Origin of the sequence: Peribacillus sp. FSL M8-0224 (genome assembly GCF_038003055.1) — a bacterium.
Taxonomy (GTDB): domain Bacteria; phylum Bacillota; class Bacilli; order Bacillales; family DSM-1321; genus Peribacillus; species Peribacillus frigoritolerans.
Map to the genome: position 1 here is coordinate 736,307 of NZ_JBBOOJ010000001.1, position 19,220 is coordinate 755,526.

Genomic DNA, 19,220 nt, shown 5'->3' on the forward strand with positions numbered 1-19,220 from the left:
AGGGGGGGGATTCCAATCGGGAATCCCCCTTTTTTTTCTATGCGTACGTATCCTTGGCAAATCAAGGGAAAGGAAACCGGACAAATGGATTGCTTGTCCGGTTTCAAACGTTACTTATTCAACTTGGTCGACGAAATATTGATTTTTCCTGAATACCATCGCTTCCATGGTTGCAATCAATTCCCTTTCATTTAACACGTCTATTTTATACCAGGCCAGTTTATGGTTTTTCTTGATCTCTTCCGCTCTGGCAATTAAAGTCTCCCCCCGTTTGCCAGCTGATAAGAAATTGATGTTGTTTGAAACGCCAACCGCTATTTTGCCATATGAATTGCTGGCTGCTGCGAACACGTAATCAGCAAGTGAAAAGATAATGGCACCATGAACCGTTCCGTGGCTATTTAGCATGTGGTCACTTGGAATCAATTCTGCTTCCGCTGTGCCGGGACCGAGTTTCGTCAATCTCATCCCTAGAAAAGAAGCATATGGTTCGTCGACCAGTACTTGTTTGATTTGATCGTAATGCAATTCGTGAATATCCTTATCTAAATGTGTGGTCATGGAAATCCCCCTTATTAATGGTCTTTTGCTGAACTTATCCCATATCCGGTGTTTGATTTGAACAGTACTTCAGCAAAACTGTTTTCCTCATCTTTTGCCTTTGACAAGATTGTGCCTAAATAAGCTCCAATAAAGCCGAGCGGCACGGTGAAAATGGTCGGGTTGCTCATCGCGAAGAGGGGATCGCCTGTGAAAATCCCCATTCCAGGTTCCGGATTCCATACATTGGGGCTAAGCATGACCAGTATGATGGAGCTGAGTAACCCGCATGACATTCCTGTGATCGCTCCGGTTGAGTTGAAACGTTTCCAATATATTGTGCAAAGGATGATCGGTAAATTGGCACTGGCAGCAATCCCAAGCGCGAGGACTGAAAGAAAAGCGACATTCATTGATTGTGCGAATAAAGCAAGTAGAATCGAAATGACCGCTACGCCGACAGAAGCCAATCGGGCAACGAGTACTTGCTGTTTTCCCGTAATATTTCCATCCTTGATGATTTCACCGTATATATCATGTGCAAAAGCGGATGCCGATGTTAAAACGAGACCGGATACAACCGCTAAAATCGTGGCAAATGCTACAGCAGAAACGAATGCGAATAAAAATTCACCGCCTATGGTTAATGCAAGAAGAGGAGCGGCCATGTTTCCAGCCGGGTTTGCATCGACGATCCGCTCAAACCCGACGAAAGATGCAGCGCCGAAACCAAGGAAAATCGTCATGATGAAAAATACCCCTATAAACCATGTGGAATATACGACGGATTTCCTTGCAGTAGCTGCGTCCTTTACTGTAAAGAAGCGGACGAGTAAATGCGGAAGGCCGGCTGCTCCAAGGACAAGCGACATATTAAATGAAATCATGTCGAGTCCATCGGTGTATTTATTTCCTGGATTCAAAAAATCCTTTCCGAGCGGTGTTGCAGTTTGGACATGATGAAACATCTCTGAAATGTTGAAATTAAAACGTGAAAATACGATGAACGTCAACACAGCAGAACCGCCTAGCAAGAGAACCGCTTTGGTGATCTGCACCCAGCTTGTCGCTGTCATCCCTCCGAAAATCACATAAATCGTCATCAGTACACCGACAAGCAGAACGGATAGCCAATAATCGATGCCCAGCAAGAGTTTAATTAATCCTCCTGCACCGACAAGTTGGGCAATCATGTAAAAGATTGAAATGACAAGTGTGTTAGCCGCAGCTATCCCTCGCACTTTTTTTGATTTGAAGCGTGCTGAAATCATATCTGCCAGCGTAAACTTACCTAGATTGCGTAGTGGTTCCGACACAAGATACAATAAGACAAGAAAGGCAACAAGGTTCCCGATGCTCATGTAAAAGCCATCAAAACCAATCAGTGCGATTGCCCCCGTAATTCCGAGGAAAGATGCGGCTGACATAAAGTCACCTGCCACGGCCAATCCATTCTGCCATGCTGTCAATCCGCCGCCGGCCGTATAAAAATCACTGGCATTTTTCGTCTTCTTAGAAGAGTAATAGGTTATAGTAAGCGTTAACAAGATGATGCCCAAAAAAAGCGTGAGGGATAAAATGCTCATTCGCCAAGCTCCTTCTCATATTTATTTAAGATATTTTTAGCCATCTTGTCGTACTTCGCTGCTTTTTTTATATAGACGATTCCCCCTATCCATACGACGGCAAATTGGAGGAGTGCGTATACCCAAGCCCAAGTAATATGGAAGAAGGCTTCGCCTTTCAACACTTCGCTATAAGCAGCTAAAATTGGCAGAACAAAATAAAAAGCAAGAAAAAAGAGAGTGACAGGTACGATGAAAGCTCTTTTCCTTTGGATTAGTTCCTTGAATTCTTCCGTTTCAATTAATTGACGATACTTATTTCCTCTGTCATGTCCTGATGGCGAATGCCCAGTTTTAGCCTGTGATTCCATGGTAAGCCCCCTTTTAGTGTAGTACGCTTTTAAAACGAGTATTTGATAAAATGATATATCATTGTTAAAATTAACATAGTCTGAAAATTTAGTAAATTAGTATTTTGTCTATTCAGCCATTTTATCTGAATTATAAAAACATGATTGACAACGTAGAAATGACGTATTAATCTTGAACTAAATCATAACAATAATTTAATCTCCGTTTTATTACTGTTATGAATGTCGGTTGGACAATAGTAAATTGAGGGGGACTGAAAAAATGTACAATCCGGAAGTTGAAACGGCATCGCGTGCTGAAATGGAAAGTCTACAAATGGCACGCCTTAAAAAAACGATTAGCCATGTTTATGAAAATGTACCTTATTACAGAGAAAGGTTTAGAGAGATGGGCCTGGAACCAGAAGATATTCAAACTCTAAACGATGTGATAAAGCTTCCCTTTACAAAAAAACAGACGCTTCGTGATCAGTATCCATTCGGTTTATTTGCCGTTCCGATGGAGGATGTAACACGCATTCATGGTTCATCCGGAACGAGCGGAAAGCCTACAATTGTCGGATATACAAAAAATGATTTGGAAAACTGGGCAACAATCGTCGCACGTGGAATTGTAGCTGCAGGAGGCCGCAAGTCAGATATTTTCCATAACGCATATGGATATGGTCTGTTTACAGGGGGGCTGGGCTTGCATTGCGGGGCAGAAAAGCTAGGAGTTGCGACAGTACCCATTTCAGGGGGGAATACCGATAGGCAGATTACGATCATCAATGACTTTAAACCGCGAGGCATTTGCGGAACGCCTACTTATATTTTGAATATCGCTGAAAAGATGGAAGAGATGGGAATCGATCCTGCTGATAATGGGCTTGAGTATGGGATTTTCGGAGCTGAGCCATGGTCGGAGGCAATGAGGGCAACTCTTGAAAGGAAACTGAAATTGAAAGCCATCGATATTTACGGATTAAGTGAAATCATGGGGCCGGGAGTGGCGATTGAATGTCATGAAGCACAGGATGGACTCCATATCGCAGAAGACCATTTTCTTGTCGAGGTCATTAATCCGGACACGCTTGAACGGGTTGAGGACGGCGTAGATGGGGAACTTGTCTTTACCAGTCTTACAAAGGAAGCGCTTCCGATCATTCGTTACCGTACAGGTGACATCGCCTCAATTACACATGAACCGTGTAAATGCGGGCGTACGACAACTAGAATGTCCCGTGTTAAGGGCAGAACGGATGATATGATCATAGTCAGGGGAGTGAATGTATTTCCATCTGAAATAGAGCGTGTGTTATTCCAAATGGAGGGAATTGTGCCGCACTATCAGATTCATCTGGTTAAGAAGGGGAATATGGACGGTGTTGAACTGCACATTGAAATTGAAAGCGGTTTCTACAGGGAGATTGAAGAAGACTTAACGCATGGGAATGTAGAGATATTAAGGAAAACGATTCAGCATCATTTGAAATCAGCATGTCTTGTCACGATGGATATTGTTGTCAACATCCCAAAAAGCATTCCCCGATCAGAAGGAAAAGCGATTCGTGTCGTTGATAAGCGGAAGGATGAAGTCATTCGTTTATAAATGCCATACCATGAACATGCATGTTGAAACCGGACGATTCTGTCGTTCAGTTCTTTCCAGCTGAAGTATCGATTGGAATAAGTGGATCTGAAGAAATTGAACAAGTAAACGCCATACATAAAGCGGATGCAATCGTGTTTAAATATCGGTTTATCTCTTAATGGAAGAGAAGATGGAGCCAATCATGAAATGGAGAAGGAGGAGGGCCTCTTGTCAAAATATACAGTTGTGGATCAAGAAACTTGCATTGCATGCGGTGCATGCGGTGCCGCTGCACCTGAAATCTTTGATTACAATGATGAGGGAGTGGCATTTGTCATCCTGGATGAAAATGAAGGAACTGCAGAGGTCGCGGAAGGTTTATTTGATGATCTGGATGATGCAGTGGAGGGTTGTCCGACAGATTCTATCAAAGTGGAAACTTCGCCCTTTAAAGTTTTAGTGGATTAAAAGATTCAAATAAACCCAGAAAACTTCCTTTTATTTTAAAAAAAGACAGAATAGTCTTGCATTAAATATAACAGTAAAATATAATAACGTTATATAAACGTTATACTAGAAAAAAAGAGGTGATTTGGATGAACGTTCTTTTAAATGATATGGCAGGAGAAGAAAAGCTAAATCAATTCATTGCCAGAATCGAAGCGGGAGAAAAGATAGAGGCGGATGATTGGATGCCGGAAGAATACCGGGGCACTTTAATCAAATTAATATCGATGCATGGAATCAGTGAAATCATGGGGGCGCTTCCAGAAAAGGAATGGGTACCTAAAGCCCCGACCTTAAATAGGAAACTTGGAATCATGGCAAAGGTGCAGGATGAAATGGGGCATGGGCAATTATTGCTTCGCGTCGCCGAGGATTTGCTAAAGCCTTACAGTAAAAAACGGGATGACCTCATGCAAGATTTGTTTAAAGGAGATTTAAAGTTTCATAATGTTTTCCATATGGAAGCAAAATCCTGGGGCGATGCTGGATTGATTGGCTGGCTGGTTGATGGTGCAGCCATCATTTCCCAGACGAACATGCTTGGCGCCTCATATGGACCTTATGCCCGGGCATTACAGAGGATTTGCGCGGAAGAAGTTTTTCACGCGCAGCATGGTGAAGCGATAATCATGGCTTTGGCTGAAGGGACGGAAGAACAAAGGAAATTGGTTCAAGACTCCATCAATTATTGGTGGGAATCTTTATTACTTTTCTTTGGACCTCCCAGTAAGAATGAAGTGGGCACATCCAAACAGGATATAACGATCAAGTACAAAATCAGAACCAGTACGAATGAAGAACTTCGACAAGCTTTTTTTTCCAAATATGTGAAGCGGATCCTTTCACTTGGCTTCAGCATTCCAGATGAAACACTTAGGTTTGACAAAGAGTCTGAAACCTGGATTTACCAACAACCCGATTGGGGGAAATTGAAGGTGTTCGCAAGGAATGAAGGTCCCCGATCGCAGGATCGCTTAAGTCTTCGAAGAAATTCTTATGAAAAAAATAAATGGGTACGCGAGGCATTGGCGCCAAAGGTCATTTAAGGGAGGGGGAGGACGATATGGAAACTAGACAAGGAAATTACTTTGAAGAATTTGAAGTATTCAGCCGTAAAACGCAATCATCACCCGTTCAATACCACTTCAGCCTGCTGGCGCCGAATGAGGATATCGCCATCATGATGGCACAAGAAAACTTCATGAGACGTGAAGCGGTTGATGATATCTGGGTCGTGAAAAGACGGAATATACGGAAAATGACGGCCGAGGAAAAGAAAACGCTTCAACGTATCGATAATAAAGACTATAGGACCACAAAAGGGTACGGGTATTTAAAGAAAAAATGGCGGAAGTATGAGCAGGGAATGCTCGATGAAAAAGAGATAATGTCTTGGGCTGGAGGTGTGAAAAATGAGGAATGAATCATTGAAGGACATCGCAATCAAGGAATTGCTGCTTCAACTGGCGGACGATGACTTCATCCATTCATACCGTGGTGCAGAATGGTTGGGACTCGCACCGCATATCGAAGAAGATGTTGCATCCGCCTCGATATCCCAAGACACGATGGGGCATGCAGCCATTTATTATAAGTTACTTGATGAACTCGGTGAAGGGGATGCGGATAAGCTGGCTCATGACCGTCCCGCCAAGGAACGGCGCAATGCGATCATTCTCGAATTGGTCAATGGTCCTGGTCACTATATGAAAGACCCGGATTATGATTGGGCGTTTGCGGTAGTGCGGAATTATTTTTATACCCAAGCCAAAGCAATTAAGGTTCAATCCCTTCATTCATGTTCATATGAACCGCTTGCTGAAGTGGCACAAAAGGTACAGATGGAACTTTACTATCATTTGATGCACTGGAAAACCTGGTTCGTCCAATTGCTGGGATCTGGTCACTTGGAAGCGGTTTCGAGAATGAAAGCGGCGATCGGGAAAACAATGTCCGATTTTGCTGGCGTATTTTCACTTGGACAATATGGGGAGGAAATGGTTGAGCTCGGCTTGATAGAGGGGGAAGCTATTTTACAGAAAAAGTGGATCGAGGCCATTACCCCGATTTTTGAAAGTGTCGGCTTGGCAGCAACGATTCAAATAGGGATGGCAAGAGGTGATGGCCGTAATGGCCAGCATACGGAAGATTTGGAAAAGGCGCTAAAAACGTTAAGTGAAGTATACGCAACTGATAAAGCAGCTTCATGGTAATTCAATAGAAAGGGGAGGGGTACCATGTCGACCGTACAGTTAAACACAGAAGAAATATATAAGCTCCTGGAAGACGTTAAAGATCCCGAAATCGATACAGTAAGTATATTGGATTTAGGGATGGTTGAAGACGTGACGGTTTCGGGTCAGGACGTCTCGGTAAAAATGCTGCCAACTTTTCTAGGGTGCCCGGCATTGTCGATCATTCAAAAAAATGTGGAAACAGCCCTTAAACAGCTGCCTGCCGTAAAAAATGTAAGTGTGGAATTTTTACGTTCCCCTTCCTGGACATCCGATCGAATTACGGAAAAGGGGAAAGCTGGATTGAAGGTTTTCGGAATCTCCCCTCCTCCTCGACAAATGAAAAGTGATGGATCATGGCATGTGGATTGCCCATATTGTGAATCGACATATGTCACGATGGAAAATATCTTCGGTCCTACGGCCTGCCGCAGCATTTTATATTGTAAAGCATGCAAAAATCCGTTCGAAGCGATGAAACCGATGATAAAACTTATCTAATAAAATGGAGGTTTTCTAAAATGGTAAAACTAATCGCCCTTTATAAACAACCTGAAAACAAGGAAGAATTCGATGAGCACTACTTCAATGTACATGGTCCGATAACGGAAAAAATTCCTGGTCTTCAAAAAATGGAGGTCACTAAAATTGTAGGGACCCCAATGGGCAAAGACTCTGAGTATTACATTCTTTGTGAAATGTATTATGAAGACCATGATGCATTGCAACAAGGAATGCGTTCCCCGGAAGGAAAAGCATCAGGGAAAGACCTAATGGGCTTTGCCGGGAAACTTGTAACGATGATGATCGGTGAAGAAATAAAATGAATGCGCTTCAATTCATCGAAACGTCAATCGCGGATGGAATTGGTTATATCTCTTTAAATCGGCCTAAGCAACTTAATGCCCTTAACAGGATAATGGTTAGGGAAATAGTTTCGACCATGGAAGAATTCGACCGGGACCCACAAGTGAAGGTGATTTTGCTATCGGGCAATGGAAAAGCATTTTCCGCTGGAGCTGATATTGATGAGATGGTGAACGATGATCCAATCAGTATGGAGTTAACGAACCAATTTGCCGATTGGGACCGAATAAGCCTAGTCAAGAAGCCTGTGATTGGTGCGGTGAAAAGTTTTGTATTCGGCGGTGGTTTTGAACTTGCTTTATCCTGTGATTTCCTGATTGCCGCCAGCGATACCCAGTTTTCCTTTCCTGAAGTGACACTAGGGGTCATGCCTGGTGCAGGAGGAACCCAAAGGTTGACGAAATTGGTAGGCAAGACGAAGGCACTTGAATGGATATTGACGGCTGAAAGGATAAAGGCAAAGACAGCCCTGCAATATGGTTTCATTAATAAGATCGTGGCACCTGAATTGTTAATGGAAGAATCGGTTGATTTTGCTAGAAAGATAGCAAAGCAACCCCCGTTAGCTGTAAGGCTGATCAAAGAATCCATCAATAAGGCCGTTGATTATCCCTTAAATGAGGGCATGCAATTTGAACGTAAGAATTTCTATATCCTTTTCGCATCAGAGGACCAAAAAGAAGGAATGAAAGCATTTGTTGAAAAAAGGGAGCCAAAATTCACAGGCGGATAAGGGGTGCTCTATGTACGAAACAATCAAATATAGTGTTGAAAATGGAGTTGCTTGGCTTACTTTGAACCGTCCTGATAAACTAAATGCCTTTACGTCCCAAATGAATAAGGAAATACAGAAAGCGATCAAAATATCCGCGGGGGCAGATGAAGTCCGGGCCATTATCATTACTGGGGAAGGCAGGGCATTTTGTTCGGGGCAGGATTTATCGGATGTTGATGAGGGCATGAATTTAGGCCAGAAGCTGCGTGAGGATTACGGTCCGATGATGGAGCAAATAGCAAACTGTGAAAAACCGATCATTGCAGGAGTCAATGGAGTGGCTGCAGGTGCTGGCTTCAGCCTGGCGCTGGCATGCGATTTTCGGCTTGTTTCTGAAAAAGCCAGTTTTTTAAATGCCTTTGTCAATATTGGATTGATTCCTGATTCGGGGAATCTGTATTACCTTTCGCGAATCGTTGGTCATGCGAAAGCCCTGGAATTATCTTTATTGGGCGAAAAGGTTACGGCTGGCGAGGCGAAAAATATCGGGCTCGCTACAAAAGTGATCGGTGTGGATGAGTGGAACGAGCATTTGAAAGCCTTTGCAGAGAATATCGCAAACAAGCCAACGAAGGCAATCGGATTAATCAAAAGATACTTAGAGGCGTCCTATCATCTTTCATTGGAAGAATACTTAAAAGAAGAAGCGGAGGGTCAGCGCATTGCTGGCTTAACGAAGGATTATGCAGAAGGTGTGGCAGCATTCACTGAAAAAAGGAAAGCTCATTTCATAGGCAAGTAATATAGAAAAGGGAGTGGGATTACATGGTTAGAGTACAAGAGGCGGCATTTGAAAAAGCGGAAATGAAGCGTGATTATTATCATCTGATCATTAATGGGGAAAGAGTGGAAAGCTCGGATGGTTCCACGATTGATGCGTACAATCCTGCGACTGGTGAAATCATTGCCAAGGTTGCAAAGGCGACCAAGGAAGATGCAGAAAAAGCTGTTCAAGCTGCACGCGAAGCATTTGATAATGGGAAATGGAAGAGGACTCCGATTAATAAACGTTCACGTGTTTTGAACAAAATTGCAGCGATCATGCGTTCACGCTTTAATGAATTGGTTGAATTGGAGGTCCTGAACAGCGGCAAATCCATTTCTGCAGCACAAGGCCAAGTCATGCAGGCAATTGAAGATTTCGAGTTTTATGCAGGAGCGTTAGTTGCACACCGCGGATCTGTGAATAATGTGCCTGGTCAATTCCATAACTATACGGAAAAAGAGCCAGTAGGCGTTTGTGCCCAAATCATCCCATGGAATTACCCTATGATGATGGCAGCGTGGAAAATTGCACCTGCAATCGCAGTCGGCTGTTCAGTAATCGTTAAGCCAGCCTCGTTAACGCCGATGACGGCCATTGTTTTAGGGGAAATCTGTTTAGAAGCAGGTGTTCCTTCTGGCGTGGTCAATATCATTCCAGGTCCTGGATCGGACGTAGGGAATTACCTTGTTCAGCATCCGAAAGTGAATAAGGTGGCCTTCACGGGTTCTACGCCAATCGGCAGGGATCTTATGGGCAAGGCTTCACAGACATTAAAAAGGGTCACATTGGAGCTTGGCGGCAAGTCCCCTAATATTGTTTTTGAAGATGCAGACCTTGAAGCAGCCATCGATGGATCATTATATGGAATTTTTTATAATACTGGGCAGTCTTGCGAAGCTAGATCCCGTTTATACGTTCACGAAGACATATACGATGAGTTCGTTGCCAGATTCGTAGAAAAGACGAAAAAATTGAAATTGGGCAATCCGCTCGACAAAGAAACACACATCGGTGCAGTCATAGATCAAGGGCAATTGGATGTCATCGACAATTATGTCCAATCTGCCATTACTGATGGAGCGAAGATCCTGACGGGAGGAAAGCCAGCGGTCATTGAAGGTTTCGAAAACGGTTATTGGTATGAGCCGACGGTCATAGCGAATGTCAATCATGAAATGGATGTAGTGAAAGAGGAAATATTCGGGCCGGTCGTTGTCATAATGAAATTCAAAGATGAAAAAGAAGCTGTGAGGCTCGCGAATGATACGGAATTCGGTTTGGGTTCAGCCCTTTGGACAAAAGATGGAGGGCGTGCGACTAGAGTGGCCAATCAAATAGAAGCGGGAATCGTCATGGTGAATTGCCCATTCTCCGCATTTCCTGGAACACCTTTCGGAGGGTATAAACAGTCAGGATTCGGCAGGGAACTTTGCATTGAGACACTTGATCTTTATACAGAAACGAAAAGCATCATTTCCTATCATGGAAGCCGTCCCTTAAATCCATTTGGAATTCAATAAAACAAAAAAATAGACGGCTGGCTGAACGGTATGTCGGAAAAGTAATTCAGGTATGGTTGAATGCTTATCTGATTCATCCGCAGCCAGCCCTATTTATTTTTGAAGGAGGAATGAACGAATGATTAGTAATCTAGTGGTTGTCGGATCTGGTGTCATGGGCAGGGGAATAGCTTATGTAGGAGCAATAGGGGGCTTTAATGTAGTATTGGTGGATGTGAATCAGGATGCTTTGGAAAGTGCAAGAAACGAAATCGATTCCATTTTTGAAAAGGGTTTGCGCTACCAAAAAATTACGGAGGAAGAAGCGGCAGCTGCAAAAAGCAGATTTACCTATTCTGCCAATCTGAAAGAATCAGCAGCATATGCCGACTTGATCATAGAGGCAGTTCCGGAAAAGGCGGAAATCAAGAGGGCAGTCTTCGAAACGATTGAAGTCCATGCAAAAGAAGATTGTTACTTTGCAACCAATACTTCCACGATGAGTCCGACAGAAATCGGTTCTTATGGAAAGCGTCCCGAAAAAACGATTGCCATGCATTTTTTCAATCCTGTACAAAGGATGCCGCTCGTTGAGATTGTACGTGGTCTTGAAACAAGCGATGAAACGGCAGCCATAATAAAAGAGGTAGCCGAAAAAATGGGGAAAGAGACCGTGGTCATAAATGAATTCCCTGGGTTTGTTACAAGCAGGATCAGCTGTTTGGTAGGTAATGAAGCGTTCTTTATGCTTCAAGAAGGCTTAGGAACACCAGAAGAAATCGATAAGGCAATAAAGTTAGGGCTGAATTACCCAATGGGACCATTTGAGCTAGGTGATTTGGTGGGATTGGATGCCCGTTTGAATAATTTAAAATATTTACATAGTAAACTGGGTGAGAAATACCGCCCGGCTCCCCTCCTTGAACAGTATGTTAAAGCTGGCAGGCTCGGCCGTAAGTCTGGTAAAGGTGTGTACGATTATACAAAAGATGGCGAGCTGGTGAGGAAATGAAGGATGTTGTGATCATTGATGCTGTGAGAACACCAATCGGAAGATATAAAGGCGCATTGAAAAGCGTTCGCCCGGATGATCTCGGCGCAATTGTAATCAAGGCGCTGGTGGATCGCAATCCAGAGCTGCCGCCTGATCAAATTGAGGATGTCATCTTCGGGAATGCAAATCAAGCGGGAGAGGATAATCGCGACGTGGCCCGGATGTCCGCCCTCTTAGCTGGTCTTCCGGTAAATGTAGCTGGAACGACAATAAATCGTTTATGTGGATCCGGATTGGATGCCGTCATGTATGCAGCACGCTCGATTGCAGTCGGTGAAGGCGATATTTATATCGCAGGGGGTACTGAAAGCATGACAAGGGCGCCGTACGTCATGGCCAAACCTGAGAGTGAATTTCCGCGGGGTTCAATGGAGCTTCAGGATACAACGATCGGATGGCGTTTCACGAATGAGAAACTTAAAGAAATGTATGGTGCGGATTCCATGCCTCAAACGGCTGAAAACGTCGCCCTGCGTTTTTCTGTTTCAAGGGAGGACCAAGATCAATTCGCTTATCAAAGCCAGCAAAGGGCGAAAAACGCAGTGGAAAATGAGCGTTTCATTAATGAAATCGTACCTGTTCGATATACGGATCGAAAAGGGAATGAGGTCATTTTCGATAAAGATGAACACCCTCGTCCTGACACGACCATCGAAAAGCTGGAAAAACTCAAACCGATCTTTAAAGGCGGCACTGTAACCGCCGGTAATGCTTCAGGTGTAAATGATGGAGCCTCGGCACTGCTTTTGATGAGTGCAGAAAAAGCACGGGAGCTTGGATTGAAGCCTCTGGCCAAATATGTTGTAGGGGCGGTAGCGGGCTTGGAACCGTCCATTATGGGCCTTGGCCCGATTCATGCCACTAAAAAAGCATTGGAGAGGGCAAGTTTGAAGATTGAAGACATCGGGCTGGTCGAATTGAATGAAGCATTTGCTTCCCAATCCTTGGAGTGCATCCGCCAATTGAAATTGGATCAGGAGAAAGTGAATGTCAACGGAGGTGCAATAGCGTTTGGCCATCCGCTCGGTGCAAGCGGGGCGCGTATTTTAACAACACTCGTCCACGAAATGAAAAAGCGGAAAGTACGCTATGGCCTTGCGACGATGTGTGTAGGTGTCGGCCAAGGCATATCCGCCATTATAGAAAATATTGATAAAGAATGATTAAGCGTAGGGCCCTTATTAATTTTATCTGCATAAGGGTCATTTTTTCAAAAGGGGAGGAGACTCATGTCCAAGGTTATTTATAAAGTGATAAATCAAATCGGCTATATAACAGTGAATCGGCCCGACGTATTGAACTGCTTCGACTATGAGACACTTTGTGAACTGCAGGAAGTCATCGATGCCGTTTATTATGACGGCGATATCCGTGTCGTCATTTTCACCGGTGCAGGGGAAAAAGCGTTCAGCGCGGGAGCGGATTTGAAAGAAAGGAAGTCTTTGAACGATACAGAAGTAAGAAGGAACGTTAAAGCGATACGCGATGTTTTTAATAGTATCGCAGGGCTTCCGCAGCCGACAATGGCTGCCGTCAATGGATATGCATTGGGGGGAGGATTTGAATGGCTGCTTTCATGTGACTTTGCAATTGCTGCGGAAGGTGTTTCTTTGGGGCTCACTGAAACTAGCTGGGCCATTATTCCGGGAGCAGGCGGGACACAGCGGCTGCCGAGATTGATTGGGGAAATGAAGGCGAAGGAATTGATCTTCACCGCTAAAAAATTGACTGCGGAAGAAGCATGTCAATTAGGGATCCTTTTGCAGGTCGTGCCAAGGGATCGTCTTATGTCAGCCTGTGAGGAATTGGCAGCCAATATCATGAAGAATGGACCGATTGCAGTCAAACAAGCCAAATATGCGATTGACCAAGGAATGAATACGGACTTGCAAACGGGAATGGCTATAGAAGGAAAAGCCTATGAATTGACCATTCCGACTCAAGATAGATCGGAAGCGCTCCTGGCATTTAGTGAACGGAGAAAAGCGCGATTTACTGGTGAATAATATTGCGCTTTCATTTTAAAAAGATATAATAATTATTATGTCTTCCGTGTGAAAATAGTAACAATGTTAGGACGAGGTGAGAAAGATAGGTACTAATACACAATCCATGATTTTTACGATATACGGCGATTATATCCGTAACTATGGAAGTAAAATCTGGATAGGCAGTTTAATTCGTTTGTTAAAGGAATTCGGCCATAATGAGCAGGGCGTTCGTGTAGCCGTTTCACGAATGGTCAAGCAAGGGTGGATTCAGTCAGAGAAGCAGGGAAACAAAAGCTATTATTTTTTGACTGATCGCGGTGTGCAGAGAATGGATGAAGCGGCCAATCGCATATATAAGATGAAACCGAATGAATGGGACGGTAAATGGCGCATCTTAATGTACACGATCCCAGAAGATAAGCGGCAATTACGGGATGATCTCCGCAAAGAATTATTATGGAGCGGGTTTGGCAGTTTTTCAAGTGGTTGCTGGATTTCCCCCAATGATTTGGAGAAGCAAATCAATCGCTTGATCGAGAAATATGACATAGATGAATATGTTGATTTTTTCATCTCGGAGTACAAAGGTCCAAAAGAAAACCAATCGCTTGTAGAGAAGAGCTGGCAATTAGAAGAGATTGAAAATAAATATGAAGAATTCATCGAGAAATACAGTAAACAATTCATCGTTCATCAAAGCATCATTAGCAGGGGCGAAATGTCCGATGCAGATTGTTTTGTGGAACGAACGAACTTGGTGCATGAATACCGTAAATTTTTATTCATCGATCCGGGCCTGCCAAAGGAACTTCTGCCTTCTAAGTGGAATGGGAATCATGCTGCTCTTTTATTTAGCCAATATTATCAAGTCTTGGCTGAACCAGCAAGCCGTTTCTTTGAAAGCGTATTTCAGGAAAACAATGATTTATGCCGGAAAGATGAAACCTATGATGCCAAGGACCATCCACTTATCATTAAGTGAAAAAGAGCTTCGGCCAGCCGTTAAGAACGACTTACCGAAGCTCTTTTCAAATTCCTTGCAATAATTAATCAAGTATCACCTTGAAGTCTTTCCCTTTTTGAACATATGTATCGATGGAAAGTTGGATCAATTCAAGATCTTTATCATTCAATCGGCGAACCACTTTCCCCGGGGAACCAATGACCAATGAACGTGGAGGTATGATTTTGCCAGAGGAAATCAATGTGTTCGCTCCGACGATGCATTCTTCGCCGATCTCTACATTATCCAATATCGTGGAACCCATACCAATAATGGAGCGTTTGCCTATTTTACAACCATGCAGGATGACATTGTGACCGACCGTCACTTCATCTTCAATGACAACCGGGCATCCTTCAAATAAATGAATGGTGGAGTTATCTTGAATACTGCATTTTTCTCCTATTGTAATTGAATCTTCATCACCGCGCAGTACCGCATTGAACCAAATGGTCGATTCTTTCCCAATCGAAATATCACCGATTAAATGAGCACCCGGTGCCACGAAAACGGTTTCATCAATGGATGGTTTTTTATTATTGTACGGAATAATCATAGTCTCGCTCCTTTTTTTAAAAAGTCAGAATTGTTTTTCTAATGAATATAGTATAACATTAAAATGACTGGGAGGGATGAAAGTGAAATATATTTGTGAACTTTTTGCGATAAAATATCCAATTATTCAAGGCGGCATGGGGAATATAAGCAATGCAAGTCTAGCGGCTGCAGTATCCAATGCAGGGGGCCTGGGAACAATAGGGTGCGGTACCATGACTCCTGAACAGGTAGAAGCCATCATTCTCGAAACCAAAGATAAAACCAATAACAATTTTGCGTTGAACATTCCAATAAACGTTAGTCCATATACAGATGAGTTAGTGAATCTTGTCCTGAAGCATGATATACCTGTAGTTTCCTTATCTGCAGGGAATCCTGCCCCTTTCATTCCACTATTGCAAAAAAAGAATATAAAAGTGATTGCCATCGTTGCGTCGGTCAAGCACGCACAAAAAGCGCAAGATGCAGGGGCAGATGTGCTGGTCGCAGAAGGGTTTGAAGCTGCCGGCATCAACTCGAACCTGGAAATGACGACGTTTACACTCATTCCGCAAATCAGCAAGCATGTGACGCTTCCCGTTTTGGCCGCTGGCGGAATAGGCAATGGGCAGGGGTTGGCAGCTGCATTGATGCTGGGGGCTTCAGGCGTCCAATTGGGAACCAGGCTGATTGCTACACAAGAAGCACCGTTCCACCCATCATATAAGCAGAAACTAATCGAAGCGATGGGCAATGATACGGTAATTTTGGGCAGATCATTTGGACAGGTCAGGAGGGTATTGAAGGACCCTTATACCGAGAAAGTGCTGGATATGGAGAAACAGGGACTGTCTCCCGTGAATTATCGTGAAATGACCTCTGAAGTCCATCATATTAATGGAGCGATGAACGGGGATGTTACCAATGGTTTTATGAACAGCGGCCAGGTTGCCGGATTGATTGACGATATACCCACGGTAAAGGAATTACTTGATGACATGATGAAAGATGCGAAAAAACATATGGAGGATGGATTTAGCAGGCTCTCTGCCCCTTTTATGATTTGAGTGCGGAAGGTACCTAATTTGCCATCCGTCCATGTCTAGAAGAAGGTTTTCCCTAGGTTAACATCTGAAATTTATGGATCTTTCTCGTATTATGTAATAAAAGTTTGAAGAGGGAAAAGCCTATTTGGAATAGTAAAAACAAAAACTAAAAAGTCAATCCATAACAAAAAAAGGCGCCATGATCAGGCGCCTTTTTGATTTATGTCATTATTAGCAGCATCCGCCGAATCCGCCGCCGAATCCCCAACTGCATCCAATGATGATCAGCAAGATGAATAATACGATCAGCAATGCGAATCCGTTATCGAAACCGCCGCCACAACATTCGTTACCATTTCCACCCATTTGATTTCCTCCTCATATATATTATGAATTACATACCTAGCAAAACATCTTTACCGGGAATACTTCATACTATGTATTCTAGGCCGAAGTGTTTGCTTATTCATAAAAAATGGGCGTGGGCAAATCAAGGGATTAAGCCCGAATATTTTTTTGATTTCGTTTTAAATGTTATAATATACCATGTGGATTGTGGAGGAAGGGAGCTGAACTAAGTCATGAAAGTTGCCATTATAACGGATGTGCATGGTAATGCTTCAGCGTTAAAAGCCGTCCTTAGGGATATTGACAAAAGGGAAGAAATAGATCGTCTCTATTGTTTGGGAGATATGGTTGGGATTGGCCCGGATACAAATGAAGTCCTTGAACTTTTATTTTCAAGAAATGATTTGTCGATGATAACTGGAAATCATGATGAAGCTGTCCTGGCCATCATTAACGGGGAGCCGCATCCGGACGGACATATTCATGTTAAGGAGCATCATGAATGGATAGCTGAAAGGATGCAGCGGAAATTCATAAATGAATTGGAAAAATTGCCTCGAACCATACATCATATCATTAATGATCACTCCGTTTACTTCACCCATTATCACATGGAATCGAAGAAATTGGATGAGCACATAAGCCAAAATCCATATAGTAAAATCGTTGAACCGAGTTTAAATAACTTGGAAATGCTTTTCAAAGATCAGCATCACGATTTAATAGCATTCGGACACCATCATCCTATCCACCTTTATAAAAATGACCGAACGATATTCCTGAACCCTGGTTCTCTTGGCTGTAATGGTGAATCAGTTGCTCCTTATGCCATTGTTTCAATTGAAAATGCGGGTATTCAGGTAAAGCTTGAAAAAGTGGCCTATGATAATACATCGTTCCTGTCATCGTACCAAAGCTTACAAGTTCCAGAGCATGAATTCATTATACGTGCCTTCCATGGCGGGCAGCAGGCCTAAGACGTTTATATAAGATGAAGGTTGGGGAAATGTTGAGCATAAAGGTACATGCCTGCGGATACGATAATAGGCAAACATCATTAAGCTGGAGGTAGGTCATGAAGGAAAATGAACAGGTAATTCAAGAGCAGGAAGAGATGGAACGGCATAGTCTTGTCTGTAATGATGAATTGTTTAATAAGGATCTGTTTGCCATTGTCGATGATACGATGCAAGAGGATAAATAAACGGGGAAAACGCTGCAGGGAATGTCTGTAGCGTTTATTTTTACTTTGAATTGGTTGAAGGCCGATTTTTATTTTTCATAAAAACTCACTTCCTGCCCGTTTGATCGCTCTTTTTACAGCCAGTGAATACCGGAAGTGAATCATTTGAAACCATTCTGGATTTATCCCATACTATATATAAGTTTCAAATCGAGAGGAGGGATGGCATGGGACATCATCATGGTCACTCCCATGATCATGGGCACGGACACCACCATTCTAACAATAAAAAAGCATTGTTGGCATCTTTCTTATTAATCTCCACATTTATGATAGTCGAGGTCATTGGGGGATTCTTGACAAATAGTCTGGCTTTACTGTCGGATGCAGGTCACATGCTTAGCGATGCGGCAGCATTAGGGCTTAGTTATACAGCGATAAGGTTGGGGGAAAGGAAAGCGACATCGTCCAAATCGTTTGGGTATAAACGGTTTGAGATCATTGCTGCTTGTTTGAATGGATTGACATTGATCGTCATATCCGTATTCATTTTCGTAGAGGCAATTAAGAGGTTCCTGGATCCTCCTGAGGTTCAAAGCATGGGAATGCTAATGATTTCAATCATCGGCTTACTTGTTAATGTCATTGCCGCCTGGATTTTAATGAACGGAGATAAAGAAGACAATCTGAATGTGCGAAGTGCTTTTTTACATGTCATTGGTGATATGCTTGGATCTGTGGGTGCCATTGCGGCCGCACTCTTGATTTATTTTTTCGATTGGGGAATTGCAGATCCGATTGCGAGCGTCATCGTCGCGATTTTAATTATTATCAGCGGTTTTAGGGTAGTGAGGGATTCATTCCATATCTTGATGGAGGGCACACCAGGCCAAGTCGATATGCATGAAGTGAAAGCATCCTTGGTGGAATTGGATGGTGTATCCGATGTCCATGATCTCCATATCTGGACGATCACCTCTGGTTTTTTTACAATGAGCTGCCATGTTGTCATAGATGAGAACGGTAATCACGATTCAGTTTTAGCAGAAGCGCAAAAACTACTTCATGATCAGTTTGGAATTGAACATAGCACGATCCAAGTGGAAAGGCAGGAAGCGGGCTGTCCCAATCCACACGAGACATGTAATTGAAAAGGGCTGGCTCAGTTTAGAGCCAGCCTCTTTAGAGTGTAATGAGGAGCTCATAGTTTTTCTGTATGATTTTTACGATCATGTTGCGGCATTCCTGTTAAAATGAATCGAGATCACTTACATAAAGTTACGAAGTGAAAACACCGGTTAATTTTACTGCGAACATAATCCTGACACATAAAAAGGGTAAAATTGAGGGAAAAGGCTTGG

Annotated in this window: 23 protein-coding genes; 18 read left to right on the top strand and 5 right to left on the bottom strand. The window is 43.2% G+C overall.

What is annotated here, in order from left to right:
* Positions 1 to 114 precede the first annotated feature (114 nt).
* From MKX49_RS03500 to MKX49_RS03510, 3 genes are read right to left on the bottom strand one after another with little or no spacing between them, the layout of a single operon-like run.
* Positions 115 to 561, bottom strand: coding sequence for a PaaI family thioesterase (locus tag MKX49_RS03500; RefSeq protein ID WP_323597866.1), 447 nt, complete (start codon positions 559 to 561; stop codon positions 115 to 117).
* Between the two features lie 14 nt (positions 562 to 575).
* Positions 576 to 2,126 carry a solute symporter family protein gene (locus MKX49_RS03505; protein ID WP_063596777.1) on the bottom strand — a complete coding sequence of 517 codons (1,551 nt, stop codon included), beginning with the start codon at positions 2,124 to 2,126 and terminating at the stop codon, positions 576 to 578.
* Complete coding sequence (locus MKX49_RS03510; protein ID WP_340875016.1) at positions 2,123 to 2,476, bottom strand: DUF485 domain-containing protein; 354 nt, start codon at positions 2,474 to 2,476, stop codon at positions 2,123 to 2,125. Before MKX49_RS03510 ends, MKX49_RS03505 begins: the two co-directional genes overlap by 4 nt.
* A gap of 262 nt (positions 2,477 to 2,738) precedes the next feature.
* Here MKX49_RS03510 and MKX49_RS03515 point away from each other — a divergent pair, with 262 nt between their 5' ends.
* The 14 genes from MKX49_RS03515 (at position 2,739) to paaX (ending at position 14,724) form a co-directional block, all read left to right on the top strand.
* Complete coding sequence (locus MKX49_RS03515) at positions 2,739 to 4,067, top strand: phenylacetate--CoA ligase family protein (RefSeq protein ID WP_048678737.1); 1,329 nt, start codon at positions 2,739 to 2,741, stop codon at positions 4,065 to 4,067.
* A 210-nt stretch (positions 4,068 to 4,277) separates the two neighbouring features.
* Complete coding sequence (locus tag MKX49_RS03520) at positions 4,278 to 4,517, top strand: ferredoxin (protein ID WP_048678740.1); 240 nt, start codon at positions 4,278 to 4,280, stop codon at positions 4,515 to 4,517.
* A gap of 128 nt (positions 4,518 to 4,645) precedes the next feature.
* Positions 4,646 to 5,602, top strand: a complete 957-nt coding sequence (paaA, locus tag MKX49_RS03525; RefSeq protein ID WP_048678742.1) for a 1,2-phenylacetyl-CoA epoxidase subunit PaaA — start codon at positions 4,646 to 4,648, stop codon at positions 5,600 to 5,602.
* Positions 5,603 to 5,619: 17 nt separating this feature from the next.
* Positions 5,620 to 5,979 carry a 1,2-phenylacetyl-CoA epoxidase subunit PaaB gene (paaB, locus tag MKX49_RS03530; RefSeq protein ID WP_034314912.1) on the top strand — a complete coding sequence of 120 codons (360 nt, stop codon included), beginning with the start codon at positions 5,620 to 5,622 and terminating at the stop codon, positions 5,977 to 5,979.
* On the top strand, positions 5,969 to 6,769 hold the full coding sequence (gene paaC, locus MKX49_RS03535) for a 1,2-phenylacetyl-CoA epoxidase subunit PaaC (protein ID WP_340875021.1): 801 nt from the start codon (positions 5,969 to 5,971) through the stop codon (positions 6,767 to 6,769). Before paaB ends, paaC begins: the two co-directional genes overlap by 11 nt.
* A gap of 24 nt (positions 6,770 to 6,793) precedes the next feature.
* On the top strand, positions 6,794 to 7,291 hold the full coding sequence (paaD, locus tag MKX49_RS03540; RefSeq protein ID WP_054397354.1) for a 1,2-phenylacetyl-CoA epoxidase subunit PaaD: 498 nt from the start codon (positions 6,794 to 6,796) through the stop codon (positions 7,289 to 7,291).
* 20 nt (positions 7,292 to 7,311) lie between these two features.
* Complete coding sequence (locus MKX49_RS03545) at positions 7,312 to 7,617, top strand: EthD family reductase (protein WP_034314904.1); 306 nt, start codon at positions 7,312 to 7,314, stop codon at positions 7,615 to 7,617.
* Positions 7,614 to 8,390 (top strand): enoyl-CoA hydratase/isomerase family protein, encoded by a 777-nt coding sequence (locus tag MKX49_RS03550; protein ID WP_048678754.1) that lies wholly within the window; start codon positions 7,614 to 7,616, stop codon positions 8,388 to 8,390. The genes MKX49_RS03545 and MKX49_RS03550 overlap by 4 nt, the downstream gene beginning before the upstream one ends.
* Before the next feature lie 10 nt (positions 8,391 to 8,400).
* Positions 8,401 to 9,174 (top strand): enoyl-CoA hydratase-related protein, encoded by a 774-nt coding sequence (locus tag MKX49_RS03555; RefSeq protein WP_340875024.1) that lies wholly within the window; start codon positions 8,401 to 8,403, stop codon positions 9,172 to 9,174.
* A 23-nt stretch (positions 9,175 to 9,197) separates the two neighbouring features.
* The gene (locus tag MKX49_RS03560) at positions 9,198 to 10,718 is read left to right on the top strand and encodes an aldehyde dehydrogenase family protein (protein ID WP_340875027.1); all 1,521 of its coding nucleotides are present in this window, start codon (positions 9,198 to 9,200) and stop codon (positions 10,716 to 10,718) included.
* Positions 10,719 to 10,836: 118 nt separating this feature from the next.
* Positions 10,837 to 11,709 (top strand): 3-hydroxyacyl-CoA dehydrogenase, encoded by an 873-nt coding sequence (locus tag MKX49_RS03565; RefSeq protein WP_048678764.1) that lies wholly within the window; start codon positions 10,837 to 10,839, stop codon positions 11,707 to 11,709.
* Complete coding sequence (locus MKX49_RS03570) at positions 11,706 to 12,914, top strand: acetyl-CoA C-acyltransferase (RefSeq protein ID WP_340875031.1); 1,209 nt, start codon at positions 11,706 to 11,708, stop codon at positions 12,912 to 12,914. Before MKX49_RS03565 ends, MKX49_RS03570 begins: the two co-directional genes overlap by 4 nt.
* Positions 12,915 to 12,980: 66 nt before the next feature.
* Positions 12,981 to 13,757 (top strand): enoyl-CoA hydratase-related protein, encoded by a 777-nt coding sequence (locus MKX49_RS03575; protein WP_340875033.1) that lies wholly within the window; start codon positions 12,981 to 12,983, stop codon positions 13,755 to 13,757.
* A gap of 85 nt (positions 13,758 to 13,842) precedes the next feature.
* Complete coding sequence (paaX, locus tag MKX49_RS03580) at positions 13,843 to 14,724, top strand: phenylacetic acid degradation operon negative regulatory protein PaaX (RefSeq protein WP_095391064.1); 882 nt, start codon at positions 13,843 to 13,845, stop codon at positions 14,722 to 14,724.
* Positions 14,725 to 14,788: 64 nt separating this feature from the next.
* Here the strand turns inward: paaX and MKX49_RS03585 are convergent, their stop codons facing one another.
* Positions 14,789 to 15,301 carry a gamma carbonic anhydrase family protein gene (locus MKX49_RS03585; RefSeq protein WP_323597873.1) on the bottom strand — a complete coding sequence of 171 codons (513 nt, stop codon included), beginning with the start codon at positions 15,299 to 15,301 and terminating at the stop codon, positions 14,789 to 14,791.
* A gap of 82 nt (positions 15,302 to 15,383) precedes the next feature.
* On the opposite strand from MKX49_RS03585, the gene MKX49_RS03590 reads away from it, so the two are divergent.
* The gene (locus tag MKX49_RS03590) at positions 15,384 to 16,349 is read left to right on the top strand and encodes an NAD(P)H-dependent flavin oxidoreductase (RefSeq protein ID WP_340875035.1); all 966 of its coding nucleotides are present in this window, start codon (positions 15,384 to 15,386) and stop codon (positions 16,347 to 16,349) included.
* A 210-nt stretch (positions 16,350 to 16,559) separates the two neighbouring features.
* On the opposite strand, the gene MKX49_RS03595 is transcribed toward MKX49_RS03590, so the two are convergent.
* Positions 16,560 to 16,694 carry a YjcZ family sporulation protein gene (locus MKX49_RS03595; RefSeq protein WP_063577172.1) on the bottom strand — a complete coding sequence of 45 codons (135 nt, stop codon included), beginning with the start codon at positions 16,692 to 16,694 and terminating at the stop codon, positions 16,560 to 16,562.
* Between the two features lie 215 nt (positions 16,695 to 16,909).
* Between MKX49_RS03595 and MKX49_RS03600 the strand changes: the two genes are divergently transcribed.
* The 3 genes from MKX49_RS03600 to MKX49_RS03610 all read left to right on the top strand — a co-directional run bounded on the left by MKX49_RS03600 (position 16,910) and on the right by MKX49_RS03610 (position 19,010).
* On the top strand, positions 16,910 to 17,653 hold the full coding sequence (locus MKX49_RS03600) for a metallophosphoesterase family protein (RefSeq protein ID WP_340875038.1): 744 nt from the start codon (positions 16,910 to 16,912) through the stop codon (positions 17,651 to 17,653).
* 98 nt (positions 17,654 to 17,751) lie between these two features.
* Positions 17,752 to 17,880: a hypothetical protein gene (locus tag MKX49_RS03605; protein WP_318260538.1), complete on the top strand. Its 129-nt coding sequence runs from the start codon at positions 17,752 to 17,754 to the stop codon at positions 17,878 to 17,880.
* Positions 17,881 to 18,086: 206 nt separating this feature from the next.
* On the top strand, positions 18,087 to 19,010 hold the full coding sequence (locus MKX49_RS03610) for a cation diffusion facilitator family transporter (RefSeq protein WP_340875043.1): 924 nt from the start codon (positions 18,087 to 18,089) through the stop codon (positions 19,008 to 19,010).
* Positions 19,011 to 19,220: the final 210 nt, after the last annotated feature.

Excerpts from the sequence above, each read along its gene's own strand:
- MKX49_RS03500 (WP_323597866.1), bottom strand. The coding sequence starts at position 561 with ATGACCACACATTTAGATAAGGATATTCACGAATTGCATTACGATCAA.
- MKX49_RS03505 (WP_063596777.1), bottom strand. The coding sequence starts at position 2,126 with ATGAGCATTTTATCCCTCACGCTTTTTTTGGGCATCATCTTGTTAACG.
- MKX49_RS03510 (WP_340875016.1), bottom strand. The coding sequence starts at position 2,476 with ATGGAATCACAGGCTAAAACTGGGCATTCGCCATCAGGACATGACAGA.
- MKX49_RS03515 (WP_048678737.1), top strand. The coding sequence starts at position 2,739 with ATGTACAATCCGGAAGTTGAAACGGCATCGCGTGCTGAAATGGAAAGT.
- paaA (WP_048678742.1), top strand. The coding sequence starts at position 4,646 with ATGAACGTTCTTTTAAATGATATGGCAGGAGAAGAAAAGCTAAATCAA.
- paaB (WP_034314912.1), top strand. The coding sequence starts at position 5,620 with ATGGAAACTAGACAAGGAAATTACTTTGAAGAATTTGAAGTATTCAGC.
- paaC (WP_340875021.1), top strand. The coding sequence starts at position 5,969 with ATGAGGAATGAATCATTGAAGGACATCGCAATCAAGGAATTGCTGCTT.
- paaD (WP_054397354.1), top strand. The coding sequence starts at position 6,794 with ATGTCGACCGTACAGTTAAACACAGAAGAAATATATAAGCTCCTGGAA.
- MKX49_RS03545 (WP_034314904.1), top strand. The coding sequence starts at position 7,312 with ATGGTAAAACTAATCGCCCTTTATAAACAACCTGAAAACAAGGAAGAA.
- MKX49_RS03550 (WP_048678754.1), top strand. The coding sequence starts at position 7,614 with ATGAATGCGCTTCAATTCATCGAAACGTCAATCGCGGATGGAATTGGT.
- MKX49_RS03555 (WP_340875024.1), top strand. The coding sequence starts at position 8,401 with ATGTACGAAACAATCAAATATAGTGTTGAAAATGGAGTTGCTTGGCTT.
- MKX49_RS03560 (WP_340875027.1), top strand. The coding sequence starts at position 9,198 with ATGGTTAGAGTACAAGAGGCGGCATTTGAAAAAGCGGAAATGAAGCGT.
- MKX49_RS03565 (WP_048678764.1), top strand. The coding sequence starts at position 10,837 with ATGATTAGTAATCTAGTGGTTGTCGGATCTGGTGTCATGGGCAGGGGA.
- MKX49_RS03570 (WP_340875031.1), top strand. The coding sequence starts at position 11,706 with ATGAAGGATGTTGTGATCATTGATGCTGTGAGAACACCAATCGGAAGA.
- MKX49_RS03575 (WP_340875033.1), top strand. The coding sequence starts at position 12,981 with ATGTCCAAGGTTATTTATAAAGTGATAAATCAAATCGGCTATATAACA.
- MKX49_RS03585 (WP_323597873.1), bottom strand. The coding sequence starts at position 15,301 with ATGATTATTCCGTACAATAATAAAAAACCATCCATTGATGAAACCGTT.
- MKX49_RS03595 (WP_063577172.1), bottom strand. The coding sequence starts at position 16,694 with ATGGGTGGAAATGGTAACGAATGTTGTGGCGGCGGTTTCGATAACGGA.
- MKX49_RS03600 (WP_340875038.1), top strand. The coding sequence starts at position 16,910 with ATGAAAGTTGCCATTATAACGGATGTGCATGGTAATGCTTCAGCGTTA.
- MKX49_RS03605 (WP_318260538.1), top strand. The coding sequence starts at position 17,752 with ATGAAGGAAAATGAACAGGTAATTCAAGAGCAGGAAGAGATGGAACGG.
- MKX49_RS03610 (WP_340875043.1), top strand. The coding sequence starts at position 18,087 with ATGGGACATCATCATGGTCACTCCCATGATCATGGGCACGGACACCAC.